General features: G+C 32.3%; 15 protein-coding genes. All 15 read right to left on the reverse strand.

Going from position 1 to position 16,561, the window contains the following annotated elements; genetic code table 11:
* Positions 1-317 precede the first annotated feature (317 nt).
* Positions 318-1,265, reverse strand: coding sequence for a thioredoxin-disulfide reductase (gene trxB, locus CD035_RS04760; protein WP_048539908.1), 948 nt, complete (start codon positions 1,263-1,265; stop codon positions 318-320).
* 63 nt (positions 1,266-1,328) lie between these two features.
* Positions 1,329-2,765, reverse strand: coding sequence for a tetratricopeptide repeat protein (locus CD035_RS04765; protein ID WP_048539909.1), 1,437 nt, complete (start codon positions 2,763-2,765; stop codon positions 1,329-1,331).
* Between the two features lie 8 nt (positions 2,766-2,773).
* Entirely contained in the window at positions 2,774-3,256 is a 483-nt protein-coding gene (locus CD035_RS04770; protein WP_048539910.1) for an acyltransferase, read from the reverse strand.
* A gap of 18 nt (positions 3,257-3,274) precedes the next feature.
* A complete protein-coding gene (gene lgt, locus CD035_RS04775) occupies positions 3,275-4,093 on the reverse strand; it encodes a prolipoprotein diacylglyceryl transferase (RefSeq protein ID WP_048539911.1) in 819 nt (272 codons plus the stop codon).
* The gene (hprK, locus tag CD035_RS04780) at positions 4,093-5,025 is read right to left on the reverse strand and encodes an HPr(Ser) kinase/phosphatase (RefSeq protein WP_048539912.1); all 933 of its coding nucleotides are present in this window, start codon (positions 5,023-5,025) and stop codon (positions 4,093-4,095) included. The genes lgt and hprK overlap by 1 nt, the downstream gene beginning before the upstream one ends.
* 132 nt (positions 5,026-5,157) lie before the next feature.
* On the reverse strand, positions 5,158-5,484 hold the full coding sequence (locus tag CD035_RS04785) for an SHOCT-like domain-containing protein (RefSeq protein ID WP_048539913.1): 327 nt from the start codon (positions 5,482-5,484) through the stop codon (positions 5,158-5,160).
* 17 nt (positions 5,485-5,501) lie between these two features.
* Positions 5,502-8,336, reverse strand: coding sequence for an excinuclease ABC subunit UvrA (gene uvrA / locus CD035_RS04790; protein WP_048539914.1), 2,835 nt, complete (start codon positions 8,334-8,336; stop codon positions 5,502-5,504).
* Between the two features lie 5 nt (positions 8,337-8,341).
* Positions 8,342-10,324 (reverse strand): excinuclease ABC subunit UvrB, encoded by a 1,983-nt coding sequence (gene uvrB / locus CD035_RS04795; protein WP_048539915.1) that lies wholly within the window; start codon positions 10,322-10,324, stop codon positions 8,342-8,344.
* Positions 10,325-10,458: 134 nt separating this feature from the next.
* Positions 10,459-10,689, reverse strand: a complete 231-nt coding sequence (locus tag CD035_RS04800) for a DUF2198 family protein (protein ID WP_025904530.1) — start codon at positions 10,687-10,689, stop codon at positions 10,459-10,461.
* 8 nt (positions 10,690-10,697) lie between these two features.
* Entirely contained in the window at positions 10,698-11,348 is a 651-nt protein-coding gene (locus tag CD035_RS04805) for an HD domain-containing protein (RefSeq protein WP_025904529.1), read from the reverse strand.
* Positions 11,348-11,923, reverse strand: coding sequence for a TlpA family protein disulfide reductase (locus tag CD035_RS04810; RefSeq protein WP_048539916.1), 576 nt, complete (start codon positions 11,921-11,923; stop codon positions 11,348-11,350). Before CD035_RS04810 ends, CD035_RS04805 begins: the two co-directional genes overlap by 1 nt.
* A 123-nt stretch (positions 11,924-12,046) precedes the next feature.
* Complete coding sequence (locus CD035_RS04815) at positions 12,047-12,931, reverse strand: LysM peptidoglycan-binding domain-containing protein (protein ID WP_048539917.1); 885 nt, start codon at positions 12,929-12,931, stop codon at positions 12,047-12,049.
* Positions 12,932-13,251: 320 nt separating this feature from the next.
* Complete coding sequence (locus tag CD035_RS04820) at positions 13,252-13,572, reverse strand: c-type cytochrome (RefSeq protein ID WP_048539918.1); 321 nt, start codon at positions 13,570-13,572, stop codon at positions 13,252-13,254.
* Positions 13,573-13,715: 143 nt separating this feature from the next.
* Positions 13,716-14,826, reverse strand: a protein-coding gene (gene prfB / locus CD035_RS04825; protein WP_103354192.1) for a peptide chain release factor 2 whose coding sequence is annotated in 2 segments (ribosomal slippage) — positions 13,716-14,753 and positions 14,755-14,826 — 1,110 coding nt in all. Because the reading frame shifts where the segments join, the coding sequence is not laid out codon by codon here.
* Between the two features lie 12 nt (positions 14,827-14,838).
* Positions 14,839-16,561: preprotein translocase subunit SecA (locus CD035_RS04830; RefSeq protein WP_229412516.1), on the reverse strand; the 1,723-nt coding region annotated here is incomplete at its 5' end.

The following is a 16,561-nucleotide window of genomic DNA, read 5'->3' on the forward strand; positions in this document are numbered from 1 at the left end:
TACACCATAAAAAACATTAAATAAATGGCCAATACAAGTGTATCTTTCCCGTTATATAAAGGTAGTAATCACTTATGAAATAGAGTTGATTATATTGATGTTACGTTTTCGGGTCGGTAATTTTATTTATCGGCCTGAAAATCCTGTTTTCGGGTCTATAATTATTTTTATCGGCCTGAAAATCTCATTTCTGGACCGATAATTTTCCGTATCGGTCCATATTTTCCGTTTCTGGACCGATAATCACAATCCGCACCTTTTACCATCCACATAAAAAAAGAGGCGGGACATGTGTCCTCGCCTCTTCACTACTCAAATTATATTAATTGTTCTTCGTCTTCTAATGATTCGATATATGCTTGTGCATTTTGTGCTGCGATACTTCCGTCACCTGTTGCTGTAACGATTTGACGTAAAGTTTTTTCACGAACATCGCCTGCTGCATATACACCTGGCACTTTAGTTTCCATTTCATCATTTGTTTCGATATAGCCATTTTCATTTAAAATACCTAATGATTCAAATGGTTTAGTTAATGGTTTCATACCGATATAGATGAATACACCGTCAGCTTGGTGTTCTGACTCTGATCCGTCTTCAGTTGAAACTAATGTTACTGATCCAACTTTACCATCTTTTTCATTAATTGTTTTTAATGTAGTGTTCCAAATGAAATCAATTTTATCATTTTTAAATGCACGGTCTTGAATGATTTTTTGAGCTCTTAATTCGTCTCTTCTGTGAACAATTGTAACTTTGTCTGCAAATTTAGTTAAGAAAATACCTTCTTCGACAGCTGAATCTCCGCCACCGATTACGTATAAGTTTTTCCCTTTAAAGAATGCACCGTCACATACTGCACAGTAACTTACACCGCGTCCACCTAATTCTTGTTCACCTGGTACACCTATTTTTTTGTATTCTGCACCAGTTGCAATGATAATTGCACGAGCTGTTAATGTTTTGTCACCCATATTTACAACTTTATAAGAACCTTTATCTTCTATTTCTTTAATGTCACCATATTCATATTTAGCACCAAATTTTTGTGCATGTGTAAACATTTTAGTTGATAAGTCTGGACCTGTTATTAAATCAAAGCCAGGGAAGTTCTCTACATCTTCAGTGTTTGCCATTTGTCCACCTGGCATACCTCGTTCTATCATTACAGTTGATAAATTTGCTCTTGAAGCATACACTGCAGCAGTCATTCCTGCTGGTCCTGCCCCAACTATAATTACATCATAATCTACTTGTGTAGTCATTTATAAACTGCCTCCTCTTATTAATTCAGTAGAATTGTACATCATAATCATTACTATTCATAACTATATGCTCAAAATAGCATTGATCGCTTTATTCAAACGATACGTAGTAATATGAAATGTATCTTTAATCTCTTTTTTAGTTATTTTTTTATTTAGCATCTTTAAATAAATATAAATGGATGCTGCAACATAATGTTCAACTTGTTCAATCGATTCATTATCTGCAATGAGCATTTCTGCATGTTCAATCCATGATACAAAAATCTCTTTTCCATATTTCTGATATATGGATTGTTCGATAAGCTTCATACCTTTATCAATAAAGCCTAACTTATTTAAGTGTAAATCTTGAAAAGTATACGTTATATATAACCTTTCATAGTCTGGTAAACTTTCTAGAACTTCCCATATTTCATGAGACATAACGAGTTCTCTATGTTTCATATGCCCTAATAAAAATATGCCATATAATCTATATCGATAGTCTTCGTCTTTTAATAAAGGTAATACATGACAATCTAACATATCTTTTAGTTCGTCAATTTTCCAAGGTGGCAATTGACTATGATATTGTACACTATCTTCAAATCTTTGCCAATGTCTTTTCGCTTCATCTAAATAACCTAAATGATAGAAGTTGTAACTTAAGGCGTGGTGTAGTTGTGGCGTAGCAGCTTGTGCTTTTTTTAGAAGAGGCACTAATAATTGATTAGAAGGTTTATGCTTTCCTAAATAGCTTAGAACAACACCCAATTTAAAAGATTCTTCATCGTTAATAGGATGTAATTTACTTAATTGATTCAGATATTGCTCATAACGTTCTATCTGTTGCGTGTTATAAAGCAATAATGTCATATGACATAAAGCGTAAATATCAGAAGGATTATCTTCCAATATCGTTTGTAATAATATCTCCGCTTCGTCATATTGACTATTGTATAACATAGACATCGCTTTTAAATTCATAATATGCTTATCTTCTTGTATTTTAGCACGTTGTCTATCAATATATTCATTCGCTTCTTGTAACCTACCATGTGAAAATAAGTATTGAAAAATATGTTGAATAACAAATCTTTCCGCTTCTTCTTCCACAATTGTTTGATCATCATACTTTACTTCAAACATTTGAATCATTTCTTCAAAATAATCTTGGTCGTCCTCTTCTGTTACATACCTTAAACCAAATAAAAATGCTTTATTAGGTTCATTCGTCTTTATATACATTTGACTTAAATAAAAATAATAATCCGTTACAAAATTTTCTTTCACAATTTGATTGAACATCATTTCTTCTGCTTCGGTATTTTTATTCAGCTCTACAAGACATTCAGCATAAGGCGGTATAATAACAAAATCATTAGGTGATAGTTCAAGCGCTTTTTTAAATAAAGACTCGGCATATCCGAAATCTTGTTCTCTCATTTTTTCCATTGCTTTATGATAATAGAAGTCTTTATCAAACTTTACGTGTATGACATTTGAATTTTCTCCCAACGACTGACTCACCGCCTTTTTTTAAGTTCCATAGGATTGCCATATGCCATCATATCATCAGGTACATCTTTCGTCACGATTGTACCACTTGCTATAACAGCATTATCACCTATACTCACGCCTGCAAGTATAGTGGCATTTGCACCAACTAATACATTATCTCCAATGTTTACACGGCCAATTCTATATTCTTCGACTAAATATTCATGACATAGAATGGTTGCATTATATCCTATTACACAGTTTTTACCGATAGTTATAAGTTCAGGATACATAATATCAGGCGTTGCTTTAAATGCAAAAGCTGTCTTTTGTCCAATTTTCATCTTAAGCCCTTTTCTGTATAGAAAATGTTTCCATTTAACACTCGGTAAATATCTACTAATTTCAATGATAATAACATTTTTAAATACTTTTATAAAACGTACTGTTTCATACATTTTCCATAATGGATTCTCACCATCTACTTTTTTAGTCTTTAATGCTCTCACGTAAACACTTCTTTCACATTAGTTATGATAATAACCTTTAACATCTCTGAATTTTTTCGGATTATAACGTACTCTTCTATATATAATACAAGCAATAGAAACAACAATAATTACAATAGAGATAACTTGAGCAATTCTTAAATGTTCAGTAAGCATCAAGCTATCCGTTCTTAAACCTTCTATATAGAATCTACCAATTGAATAATAAATTAAATAAGCAAAGAATGTCTCCCCAATTTTCAATTGAGGTCTAATGAGTAATAAAATGACAAAGCCGATTATATTCCAAATAGATTCATATAAGAATGTTGGTTGGTAATAAATACCATCTATTTGCATATGGCTAATGATAAATTCAGGTATATGTAAATTTTCAAGGAAACTACGTGAAACAGGTCCACCGTGAGCTTCTTGATTCATAAAGTTACCCCATCTACCAATCGCTTGTGCTAAAATAATACTTGGCGCAACAATATCAACCATTTGGAAGAATGATAAATTCTTTTTACGACATATGATGAAACCTGTTAAAAAGGCACCAATCAATCCACCATGAATAGCTATACCACCATTCATAATAAGTGGTATCTCTGCTAAATGTTGACTGTAATAATCCCATTCAAACGCTACGTAATAAATACGTGCACAGATAATTGCCATTACGACACACCATATAATTAAATCTATAAGTGATTCTTCTTTTATTCCAACTTTTTTAGCAGTTCTTTGTGCGATAAGATATCCAATTAATATACCTGAAGCTATGATAATACCATACCATCTTATTGCTAGCGGCCCTAATTGTATGGCTACGGGATCAATGCCTAACACTTCCATTATTCATTCTCCTTACGTGCATTTTTCAAAATTTCTGCATTAAGACGATTATTAAACTCTTCAGCAGTATTAATACCCATATTATTTAAACGGTAGTTCATTGCAGCAACTTCAATGATGACTGCTAAGTTTCTACCAGGTCTAACAGGAATTGTCTTTTTAGTTATTTTTGAATCTAATATTTTTAAAGTTTCTTCATTCAATCCAACTCTGTCATATATTTTTTCTTTGTTCCATGTTTCTAAATTGATGTTTAACTTGATTCTTTTCTCCATCAAGATAGATCCCGCACCAAATAAAGTCATAACATTAATAATACCAAGACCTCGTATTTCAAGTAAATGTTCGATGATCTTAGGTGCTTTACCAATTAATTCATTTTTATTGATTTCTTTAATTTCAACATTATCATCAGCAACAAGTCTGTGACCTCGTTTAACAAGTTCTAATGCAGTTTCACTTTTACCGACACCACTATCACCAGTAATTAATACACCTACACCGTAAACATCTACGAGTACGCCATGTAATGATGTTTCAGGTGCTAGTTCACGTTCTAAATATCCGGTTACTTGCCCCATCAATTTAGTCGTTGAAGACTCACTTTTTAAAAGTGGTGTGTTGTTTTCATTACAACTTTGAATGAGTTCTTCTGGTGCATCTAGGCCTCGTGTGATAATGATAGCTGGTGTTTCGGGTCTACACAATTTAGCCATTCTACCTTTTTTCTCTTCATCAGGCAACAAATTATAAAATGACAACTCAGTTGTGCCTAATACTTGAATTCTATCTGATGAATAATGTGAAAAATACCCAGCCATTTCTAGACCAGGACGTGATATATCTGTTTCTGTTACTTTACGATGTAAGCCATTTTTCCCGGCAATAACTTCCAAATTAAATTGCTCTATTAATTTACTACTTGATATCATAGGGTTCACCTCTAGGTTAATATATGTTAATTCTAATGAACTTTAACCTTAACTGCAATCATTATCAATATTACAACAGTTTCAGCAAATATAAAAACCCTAGAAACTTTTTATCGTTTCTAGGGTTAAAAATTAAATATCTTTGTTTTGGTCGTTATTTTTGTTGAAATTTCTAATGATATTTCTTAATGATTCATCTAATTGTTGAATAGGATCTTGACCTGATCCTTCATTATCCTTAAACTGCTTTTCAAATTCAGTTTTACCTGATTTGGCAGTTGTCTTAAATTTATCTAATAAGTCTTCAAATAAATTTTCTACATTTTCTTTAGATTTCTTATCAAAAGGTGATGATGATTTTTGATTATTCGATGTTGCATCAAGTAACTTCACCGCTTCATCAACAGTAATTTTCCCACCTTCAATAAGGTCTAAAATTTTTAATTGTACTTCGTTCATAAATAACCCCTCCTGGTTTATGATCGATCTCGTTCTAAAATTGGTTTTAAATATTTACCAGTATAAGATGCTTCTACTTCAACAATGTCTTCTGGTGTTCCAGTAGCAATTATTTCACCGCCACCATCTCCACCTTCTGGACCTAAATCTATAATATAGTCTGCTGTTTTAATGACATCTAAATTATGTTCAATAATGATAACAGAGTCGCCATTTTCAACGAGTCTATTTAACACACTTAATAAACGTTTAATATCATCTACATGTAAACCTGTTGTTGGTTCATCAAGTATATATAAAGACTTACCATTAGATCGTCTATGAAGTTCTGAAGCAAGTTTCACACGTTGTGCTTCACCGCCTGATAAAGTTGTTGCAGGTTGACCTAGTTTAACATATCCTAAACCAACATCTACTATTGTTTTTAATTTTCTATTTATCTTAGGTAAACTTTCGAAAAAGTGATAAGCATCTTCTACTGTCATTTCTAATACATCAGAAATACTTTTTCCTTTATAAGTTACTTCTAATGTTTCTCTATTATAACGTTTTCCATCACAAACTTCACATGGTACGTATACATCTGGTAAGAAATGCATTTCAATTTTAATGATTCCGTCACCTTTACAAGCTTCACAACGGCCACCTTTAACATTAAAACTGAATCTTCCTTTTTGATAGCCTCTCACTTTTGCCTCATTCGTTTGGCTAAATACATCTCTAATATCATCAAATACGCCTGTATAAGTTGCGGGGTTTGAACGTGGCGTTCTACCAATTGGTGATTGGTCAATATCTATAATTTTTTCAATTTCATTTACACCTTTTATAGATTTATGTTCACCTGGTTTTGTTTTCGTGTTATACAATTGTTTTTGCAAACCTTTGTATAATACTTCATTTACTAATGAACTTTTACCAGAACCTGAAACACCTGTTACACATGTCATAACTGATAATGGGAAGTCTACATCGACATTTTTCAAGTTATTACTTGTCGCACCTTTAACAGATATTTTACGTTTCGTGATTTTTCTTCGTTTAGACGGTACAAAGACTTTCTCTTTACCGCTTAAGTATTTACCTGTTAAAGATTGTTCATTTGCCATAACTTCTTCAGGTGTACCACTCGCAACTACTTCACCACCATGTACACCTGCTTTTGGACCTATATCAATTAAATAATCCGCCGCTTTCATCGTGTCTTCATCATGTTCAACGACAATTAATGTATTACCCATATCTCTCATAGATTTCAATGTATCAATTAATCGATCATTGTCTCTTTGATGTAAACCGATAGAAGGCTCATCTAGCACATATAACACACCTGATAATCTAGAACCAATTTGAGTTGCCAGTCTGATACGTTGTGCTTCCCCACCAGATAATGTACCTGATGCTCGATTGAGTGTTAAATATTCTAAACCTACATTATTTAAGAAAGATAATCTTTCATGTATTTCTTTTAAGATGAGCTTCGCAATTTTACGTTCTGTTTCATCTAAATCTAGATTATCAAAATGTTTGATTGCATTATAAATTGAATACCTGACTACTTCACCGATATGTTGGCCATCTACTTTGACAGAAAGTACTTTTTCATTTAAACGATAACCATCACATGTTTCACAAGTTTTTTCTACCATGTATTTTTGCATCACTTCTCTAACGTATTCAGATGGTGAATCATGGTAACGACGTTCAATATTATTCAGTACACCTTCAAAAGCCATCGTTCTCTTTCTTTCTGTTTTAACGCCATAATCTTGATTGAATTTAAATTCTATTTCATCATCATGACCTCTTAAGACGATGTTCTTTTCTTTTTTCGTTAATTTATTAAATGGTTTATCCATGTCAATATTAAAATGTTCACAAGCTTGTTTTAATAAAGTTGGATAATAATTAGAACTGATTGGCTGCCATGGTAAAATTGCACCTTCATTTAAACTTAAAGTCTTATCTGGCACAACCAAATCAATATCTACAGTTAGTTTACTTCCTAATCCATCACAAGATGGACAAGCACCAAATGGATTGTTAAATGAGAACATTCTAGGTTCTAATTGATCTACTGAGAAACCACAAATAGGACAAGCATGGTGTTCAGAAAATTTAATTTCATCACCATCAATAATATCAGCAACTGCATTACCATCAGCTAATTCTAGCGCTGTTTGTAATGAATCAGCTAACCTCGCTTCAATACCTGGTTTAATGACAAGTCTATCAATCACGACATCAATAGAATGATTTTGATTTTTGTTTAAATCTGGAACATCATCTACATCTAAAATATCGCCATCTACTTTTAACCTTGCATAGCCTTTTTTAGCAATGTCTTCGATTAATTTCTTATGTGTACCTTTACGTCCTGAAACGATTGGTGAAAGAATTTGTATTTTTGTTCTTTCTTCTAACTCCATGACTTGATCGACCATTTGTTGAACCGTTTGTGATTTAATTTCAATACCATGGTTTGGACATATTGGTCTTCCAACTCTCGCATATAATAATCTTAAATAATCATATATTTCAGTTACGGTAGCAACAGTTGATCTTGGGTTTTTACTTGTTGTCTTTTGATCGATTGATATAGCTGGAGAAAGACCATCAATTAAATCTACATCTGGTTTGTCCATCTGTCCTAAAAATTGTCTCGCATATGCACTTAATGATTCTACATATCTTCTTTGACCTTCTGCATATATCGTATCAAATGCTAAAGACGACTTTCCTGAACCAGATAATCCAGTCATAACAACAAGTTGATCTTTAGGTATTTCTATATCTATATCTTTTAAATTATGTGCTCTTGCACCTTTTACGATGATGGATTTGTTTTTCATCTCAGTCACCTTTCTGCTTTTAGTTCAAATAATATATCTCTTAGTTCAGATGCACGCTCGAAATCTAAATCTTTCGCAGCATCTTTCATTTCTTTTTCTATGCGCTCAATTGTCTTTTCTCTTTCTTTTTTCGTAAGTTTCTTAGGCGCTTTTTTAGTATCTTTTTCGGTTACTTCATCCGTTTCTACTGTTGCTGATATGACATCACGTATTTTCTTATTAATTGTTTGTGGTGTTATATTGTGTTCTTCATTGTACGCTTCTTGAGTAGCACGTCTTCTACTTGTTTCATCTAATGCTGTTCTCATAGAATCTGTAATTTTATCAGCATACATAATAACTTTACCTTTATCATTACGTGCAGCTCGACCAATCGTTTGAATCAACGAACGCTCTGATCTCAAGAAACCTTCTTTATCTGCATCTAAAATCGTCACAAGCGAAACTTCTGGGATATCTAAACCTTCTCTTAGTAAGTTAATCCCAACTAATACATCATAAACACCCATTCTTAAGTCTCTAATGATTTCTATTCTTTCTAATGTTTTTATTTCTGAGTGTAAATAATTCACTTTAATGCCGGCTTCTTTTAAATAAGTCGTTAAATCTTCACTCATTTTTTTAGTTAATGTTGTAATTAATACACGTTCATTTCTTTCTATTCTTTCATTAATTTCAGCCATTAAATCATCTATTTGATTTTCACTTGGTCTGACTTCAACAATCGGATCTAACAAACCAGTTGGACGAATAATTTGTTCGACCATTTCATCAGTATGTTCAATTTCATATGGTCCTGGTGTTGCTGAAACATAAACCAACTGTTTCGTTTTTTCTTCAAATTCTTCAAATTTAAGCGGTCTATTATCTAAAGCACTTGGTAGTCTAAAGCCATGTTCTACTAAAACATTTTTTCTCGCTTGGTCACCATTATACATGCCTCTAATTTGAGGAAGTGTTACATGAGATTCATCAATCATCACTAACCAATCATCACCAAAGTAATCTAATAAAGTATATGGTGTAGAACCTTTTGGTCGTAACGTTAAATGTACAGAATAGTTCTCAATGCCTGAACAAAAACCCATTTCTCTCATCATTTCTAAATCATAATTCGTTCTTTGTTCAAGTCGTTGAGCTTCTAAAAGTTTATTTTCTTTTCGAAGTTCTGCCAATCGTTCTTCAAGTTCTTTCTCAATACGCTCAATCGCAACTTTCATTTTTTCTTCACGTGTTACGAAGTGAGATGCGGGATAAAATAGAAAATGTTCTCTTTCAGCAATAACTTCACCTGTTAAGTAATTCACTTCTCGAATTCTATCGATTTCATCTCCAAAGAACTCCACTCTGACACATAGTTCATCACGTGATGCTGGAAATATTTCTACAACATCTCCTCTAACTCTAAATGTCCCACGTCTAAAATCTATATCATTACGTGAATATTGGTTATCAACAAGCTTTCTTAACAGTTCATTACGTTCCATTTCCATACCAACACGTGTACTTACAACTAAGTCTTTATATTCTTCTGGATTACCTAAACCATAAATACAGCTGACACTCGCAATAACGATAACATCATCTCGTTCAAACAATGCACTAGTAGCTGAATGTCGAAGTTTATCAATTTCATCATTTATAGAGGCATCCTTTTCAATAAAAGTATCCGTTTGAGGTACATATGCTTCAGGTTGATAATAATCATAATAACTTACGAAATATTCTACTCTATTCTCAGGAAAGAATTCTTTAAACTCACTATATAACTGTCCAGCCAACGTTTTATTATGTGCAATGATCAATGTTGGTTTACCGACTTCTTTAATGACATTACTCATCGTAAACGTTTTACCTGTACCTGTCGCACCTAGTAAAGTTTGATGTCTCTTGCCATCATTAATGCCTTTTACAAGAGATTTAATCGCTTCTGGCTGATCACCTTGCGGAGAGTAGTCAGAATGTATTTTAAAAGGAAAATGTTGCATAGGAACCTCCTCATTTTCTGTAATATATATATATTTATTTTATCAAAAATTTGTAAAAATGACCAAACATTTGTTCGTTAATTTTAAAATTACATACAAATAAGAGGAAAAATCTAAATGATTATTCCTCTTATCTATCTTGATTCAATTTTATCTATTTTAAGTGTATCTACTATATAAAAGCCAGCTACTAAACTCAATACATCTAACAACATAATGAGCTCATTATTAAAAAAGCCTTTATAAACCGAAACACCAATTATAATACTGGATACAAGTAAACCAATCCATTTATTTTGAGCAATTTGCGTGAAAATAATAACCATTAAACAAGGAAGAAACAAAGCTAGAATCGGCCAAATCATTCAATTCACTAACTCCTTTTTGTTTCACGTTTCTCAAGTATCGTCATTGTTATCTCTCTTAACTCTGAACGTGGTATAAATTTTTCTTGTAACATATCAGGTATAATATGTTGAATAAAATCTTGTACAGATGCTAAATGATCAAATTGCATGATGGTTTCCAATGAACTTTCATAAATTTCGAAGAATAAAGGTTCTGGATTTCTCTTCTGAATTTCACCAAAAGATTCATACAATAAATCAATTTTATCAGCAACACTTAATATTTGCCCTTCTATACTATCATCTTTACCCTCTTGTAGTCTATGTCTATATATATCTTGATATTGCTCAGGAAATTCTTCTGTTATAAATTTATCGATCATCTCTTCTTCAACTTGAGAGAATAATTTTTTAATTTCATAAGACGCATATTTTACAGGTGTCTTAATGTCACCTGTAAATATTTCAGGATAATCATGGTTCAAAGCTTTTTCATAAACAAGTTTCCAGTCTATTTCTTGACCATTTTGTTCTTCTACTGTTGCTAAATATTGCGCTATTTTCGTTACTTTAAAGGAATGAGCTGCAACATTATGGTCTTGATATTTAAATTTACCTGGACATCTTACTAATTTCTCTAAATCAGACAAACTTTTAAAATATTGATGTACCCCCATTAAATTTCCTCCTTAACTTGTGTAACTAAGTTGTTTAGTGTCTTTTCAGATAATTCACCTAAATACACTTTTTTGATTTCGCCATTTTTATCTACAAATAAAGTTGTAGGTATATTATACGATTTGAACTTTTCAAGAAAATCATCTTGCGCAACGTAAACATCATAATTCACATTTACATCGTCCATTAATTGTTTAGCTGGTTTTCGTTTATCTTTAACATTTAAACCAACTAATTCGACACCTTTATCTTCATGTTTTGCATATTTTACAAGTTCAGGCATTTCTCGTTTACAAGGGTCACACCAAGAGGCAAATAAATTAATAACTGTAATATCATTTTTAGATGTTACCTCTTTTAATTGTTTTGATTTTTCAGTTGAAAAAACATTTACAGTTTCATTATTTACATTCATGCCTGTAGCTGGATGACTATTTTGAAACGATTGCTTCCCTTGTTGCTCTTTAAACTGTTCGTCCGTTTGAAACTTATTGATATCTAATACTTTATAAACACTGACACTAATAATCAATAACAAAAGTATAACTAATATGATTTTTAACCTTTTTTTCATGTTTTCAAACCTCTACACTAACATTTACGTTTATTATATCAACTATAATGATAAAAAAAAGCAAATAGTTAAAATTCTTAAATGGAATTAACTACTTGCTTATTTATTAAATTTCTATAAAAACTAATGAATATAATTATATGAACCAGCTGCTGATGCTGAAATTGTACGTGAAGATACAACGCCTACACCTTGGTAGTTCATTTCAGAAACTTGAATTGAACCATCTGAATTCACTTTATCTACATAAGCTACATGTCCATATCCACCAGCAGTTGATTGTAAAATTGAACCAGCTGATGGGCTGTTGTTTACTGTGTAACCAGCTTGAGCTGCTGCATTAGCCCAGTTGTTAGCATTACCCCAAGTATTACCTAAATCTGGACGTTTACTAAATGCATAGTACGTACATTGCCCAGAAGTGTATAAATTACTTCCGCCACCAGAATTTGGTCGGCTGTATGAAACAGGTTCTGTATATTGTGTTGATTGACTGTGATTAAATGTCGGTGCAACATAAGCAACTGAGTCTTCACTATTGTAAACATTACCATATGATGTTTGTTCAAATACGTATCTTAATAATGAATCTTCTTGAGCAGGAGATTCAGGTGCACTAACTGTCAAACTAGTAGGTTCAGCAGTTGGTTCTGAAGTTTCTGCTGCAACTTTTAATTCATCACCTACTAAAATTAGATCTGAAGATAAATTGTTCCATTCTTTTAAGTCTGATACATTAACATCAAATTTTTCAGCTATTTTGTTAAGTGTATCACCATCTTGAATTGTATAGATGTTATCTTCTAATACCTTTAATGTTTGTCCAACCTTAACATTTACGTCGATGTTATTTAAAGATTTAATTTCAGATACTGATGTTCCATATTCTTCTGCAATATTCTCTAATGATTGTCCTTCTTTTACTTTAATATCAGCTGCATAGGCAGATGAATTTGCTAAAGTTGTTAAAGCAGTTACAGATGCTAATGTAATGAAAGTCTTCTTCATGATGAAATATCCTCCCGAAGTGTATGTATTTACGTTTATATTTTTAATTTATATGATGTTCCTCAATTAATACTGGAAATAATATAGCACAATATCTTTCTCAATATTGTATTGTTACAAATCTGTAATATAAACGTTAACATTCTATAATTTTATAGATAAAAATGTTACTAAAGACTGTCATGTAGACATTTAAAAAGACAATGTTAATTATTTATACACAATTAACATCGTCTTTTTGATTTATCAATATTCAATTAAAATACTTATGTTTTAACAAAGTGAAATTTCCAATTTGTATGCAAAATGAATATAAATGATTATTTTTGTTTAGCTAACCATTTAGCAACTTCTTTTGCATCTTTTTCATCTACAACTTTGCTTGGCATATTGCCTTTACCTTCGTTGATAATTTTTTCAATATCAGACTCAGACATTTTGGCACCGACTTTTTTAAGTGATGGTCCAGATGCACCATCTAAATCTTTACCATGACATCCTACGCAAGAATTGTTTTTAAAGATTTTTTCCCCTTGTGAACTGTATTCTTCTTTGCTGCTATCATCGCTTGATTGTCCACATCCTACAAATACTAACGATGATAATGCTATTACAGAAATCATGCCCATTTTGATTTTCATGTATAACACTCCATTCATTTTATTATCAACTATATTTTACCATGTAAACCATCCTCTGACATCATTTTGTTCAATAATTCACAATTTAAATTATCATAAAAGAAACTAGGATATTAAAAATCATCCTAGCCTCTTACTTTAAATTATTTTTCATTAATTTGACTTCTTAAATATGCATCGATAAATGGATCTAAGTCACCATCCATAACTGCATTCGTATTACCTGTTTCTTCATTAGTTCTATGATCTTTAACCATAGCATATGGATGAAATACGTATGAACGTATTTGACTACCCCATCCAATTTCTTTTTGTTCGCCTCTAATTTCATCTAAAGCTGCTGCTTGTTCTTCAAGTTCTTTTTGGTAGAGTTTAGCTTTTAACATTTTCATAGCTTGTTCTCTATTTTTAATTTGTGATCTTTCGTTTTGACATGTTACGACGATACCAGTTGGTTGGTGTGTAATTCGAACAGCTGAATCAGTCGTGTTGACGTGCTGTCCACCTGCACCAGATGCTCTATAAGTATCGACTGTAATGTCTTCAGAATTAACTTCTATTTCTATTTTTTCATTATTAAATTCAGGTGTTACATCACAAGATACAAATGATGTATGACGTCTTCCTGATGAATCGAATGGCGAAATACGCACTAATCTATGGACACCTTTTTCAGCTTTTAAATATCCATATGCATTATGACCTTTGATAAGAATTGTGACACTTTTAATGCCCGCTTCATCTCCAGCTTGATAATCTAACGTTTCTACTTTGAAGCCTTTTTGTTCTGCGAAACGTTGATACATTCTAAGTAGCATTGAACCCCAATCTTGAGATTCTGTACCACCTGCACCTGGATGCAATTCTAATATAGCGTTGTTTTCATCATGTTCACCATTAAGTAGCAGTTTCAATTCAAATTGATCGATGTCTGTTTGTAACGCTTTTAAATCCTGCTCAAGCATTTCGTGCATATCTTCATCATATTCTTCTTGTAACAATTCAACAGTTGTAAGCAAATCTTCAATCTGTTGATCTAAAGTATGAAAATCACCGACTACAGACTTTAATGCATTGTTTTTGTTAATGATGTCTTGTGCTTTATTTTGATCGTCCCAGAATGACGGATCAACCATCATTTCTTCGTATTCTTGAATGTTCGTCTCTTTATTTTCTAAGTCAAAGAGACCCCCTGATATTCATTAATTTTTCATTATTTTTATTTAATGTTTGTCTAATTTCCGTTAATTCCATAAAATTACTCCTTTATGCTTGACCATGACAGTTTTTATATTTCTTACCACTACCACATGGACATGGATCATTTCGGCCAACTTGTTCATCTTTTACGATTGGTTTTGGTTTAACTTTTTCTTTACCATCGTTTGCACTCACATGTTTAGCTTCACCTATTTCAACTTGTTCACGTTCAACTTGTTCGCCACGATCAATTGTTGATTTAAGAATGTATTTACTTACTTCATCTTCTATTTCATTCAACATTGTTTCAAATAAATCCAAACCTTCATTTTGGTACTCTCTAAGTGGATTGATTTGACCATAAGATCTTAAGTGGATACCTGTACGTAATTGATCCATTGTATCAATGTGATCAGTCCATTTACGGTCTATTGTTCTTAACACAATCATACGTTCAAATTCAGACATTTGATCACCAAAGTCTTCTTGTTGAGCATTGTATTGTGTTTTAATTTTTTCTAATACAATTTCTACGATATCTTCATAATCTCTACCACGAATATCATCAACTTTAATTGCACCTTGTGGTAAATATGAATCTTCAATATATTGAACAAGCGCTTCAAAATCAATTTCTTCTTCATTTGTTGCGAAGTGATAGTTCACGCCACGCTCTAATGATGATTTAATCATGTCTTTAACAATGTCTTGTACATCATCTTTTTCGATAATATCATTACGTTCACCGTAAATGATTTCACGTTGTTTTCTAAGTACATCATCGTATTCTAATAAACGTTTACGTGCATCGAAGTTATTACCTTCAACACGTTTTTGAGCAGATTCTACTGCTCTAGAAACCATTTTAGATTCAATTGGTGTATCATCATTCATACCTAATTTACCCATTAAAGATTGCATACGTTCTGATCCGAAACGAACCATCAACTCATCTTGTAATGATAAGTAGAATCTACTTCGACCAACGTCACCTTGACGACCTGAACGTCCTCTTAATTGGTCATCGATACGTCTTGATTCGTGACGTTCTGTACCAATAACAGCTAAACCACCAAGTTCAACAACGCCTTCACCAAGCTTGATATCCGTACCACGACCGGCCATGTTTGTTGCAATGGTTACTGCACCTTTTTGACCTGCATTTAAAATAATTTCTGCTTCACGTTCGTGGTTTTTCGCATTCAATACGTTATGCCTAACGCCTTTTTTCTTTAATAGTTGTGAAATATATTCACTTGTTTCAACGGCAACTGTACCTAATAATACTGGTTGACCTTTCTTGTAGAGCTCGATTACATCTTTAACAACTGCATCAAACTTACCTTTTTGAGATGCAAAAATTAAGTCCGCTTCATCTTTACGTTGTATCGGTCTATTTGTTGGAATTTGCGTAACAGTCATATTGTAAATATTTCTGAACTCTTCTTCTTCCGTCTTAGCCGTACCAGTCATACCTGATAATTTGTTATACATTCTAAAGAAGTTTTGGAACGTAATAGATGCCATTGTTTTAGATTCATTTTGAATCTCGAGTCCTTCTTTTGCTTCAATTGCTTGATGCAAGCCGTCAGAGAATCTTCTACCTGGCATTGTACGACCTGTAAATTGGTCGACAATCATAATTTCTCCATCTTCAACAACGTAATCTTTATCTTTAAACATTGTTCTATTTGCTTTTAATGCAATATTAATATGATGCATTAAGTTAACATGTTTCACGTCAAACAGGTTATCAATTTTGAACATACGTTCAGCTTTATCAATACCT

This window comes from Mammaliicoccus sciuri (genome assembly GCF_002901825.1).
GTDB lineage: Bacteria > Bacillota > Bacilli > Staphylococcales > Staphylococcaceae > Mammaliicoccus > Mammaliicoccus sciuri.

Excerpts from the sequence above, each read along its gene's own strand:
- trxB (WP_048539908.1), bottom strand. The coding sequence starts at position 1,265 with ATGACTACACAAGTAGATTATGATGTAATTATAGTTGGGGCAGGACCA.
- lgt (WP_048539911.1), bottom strand. The coding sequence starts at position 4,093 with ATGGAAGTGTTAGGCATTGATCCCGTAGCCATACAATTAGGGCCGCTA.
- hprK (WP_048539912.1), bottom strand. The coding sequence starts at position 5,025 with ATGATATCAAGTAGTAAATTAATAGAGCAATTTAATTTGGAAGTTATT.
- CD035_RS04785 (WP_048539913.1), bottom strand. The coding sequence starts at position 5,484 with ATGAACGAAGTACAATTAAAAATTTTAGACCTTATTGAAGGTGGGAAA.
- uvrA (WP_048539914.1), bottom strand. The coding sequence starts at position 8,336 with ATGAAAAACAAATCCATCATCGTAAAAGGTGCAAGAGCACATAATTTA.
- uvrB (WP_048539915.1), bottom strand. The coding sequence starts at position 10,324 with ATGCAACATTTTCCTTTTAAAATACATTCTGACTACTCTCCGCAAGGT.
- CD035_RS04800 (WP_025904530.1), bottom strand. The coding sequence starts at position 10,689 with ATGATTTGGCCGATTCTAGCTTTGTTTCTTCCTTGTTTAATGGTTATT.
- CD035_RS04805 (WP_025904529.1), bottom strand. The coding sequence starts at position 11,348 with ATGGGGGTACATCAATATTTTAAAAGTTTGTCTGATTTAGAGAAATTA.
- CD035_RS04810 (WP_048539916.1), bottom strand. The coding sequence starts at position 11,923 with ATGAAAAAAAGGTTAAAAATCATATTAGTTATACTTTTGTTATTGATT.
- CD035_RS04815 (WP_048539917.1), bottom strand. The coding sequence starts at position 12,931 with ATGAAGAAGACTTTCATTACATTAGCATCTGTAACTGCTTTAACAACT.
- CD035_RS04820 (WP_048539918.1), bottom strand. The coding sequence starts at position 13,572 with ATGAAAATCAAAATGGGCATGATTTCTGTAATAGCATTATCATCGTTA.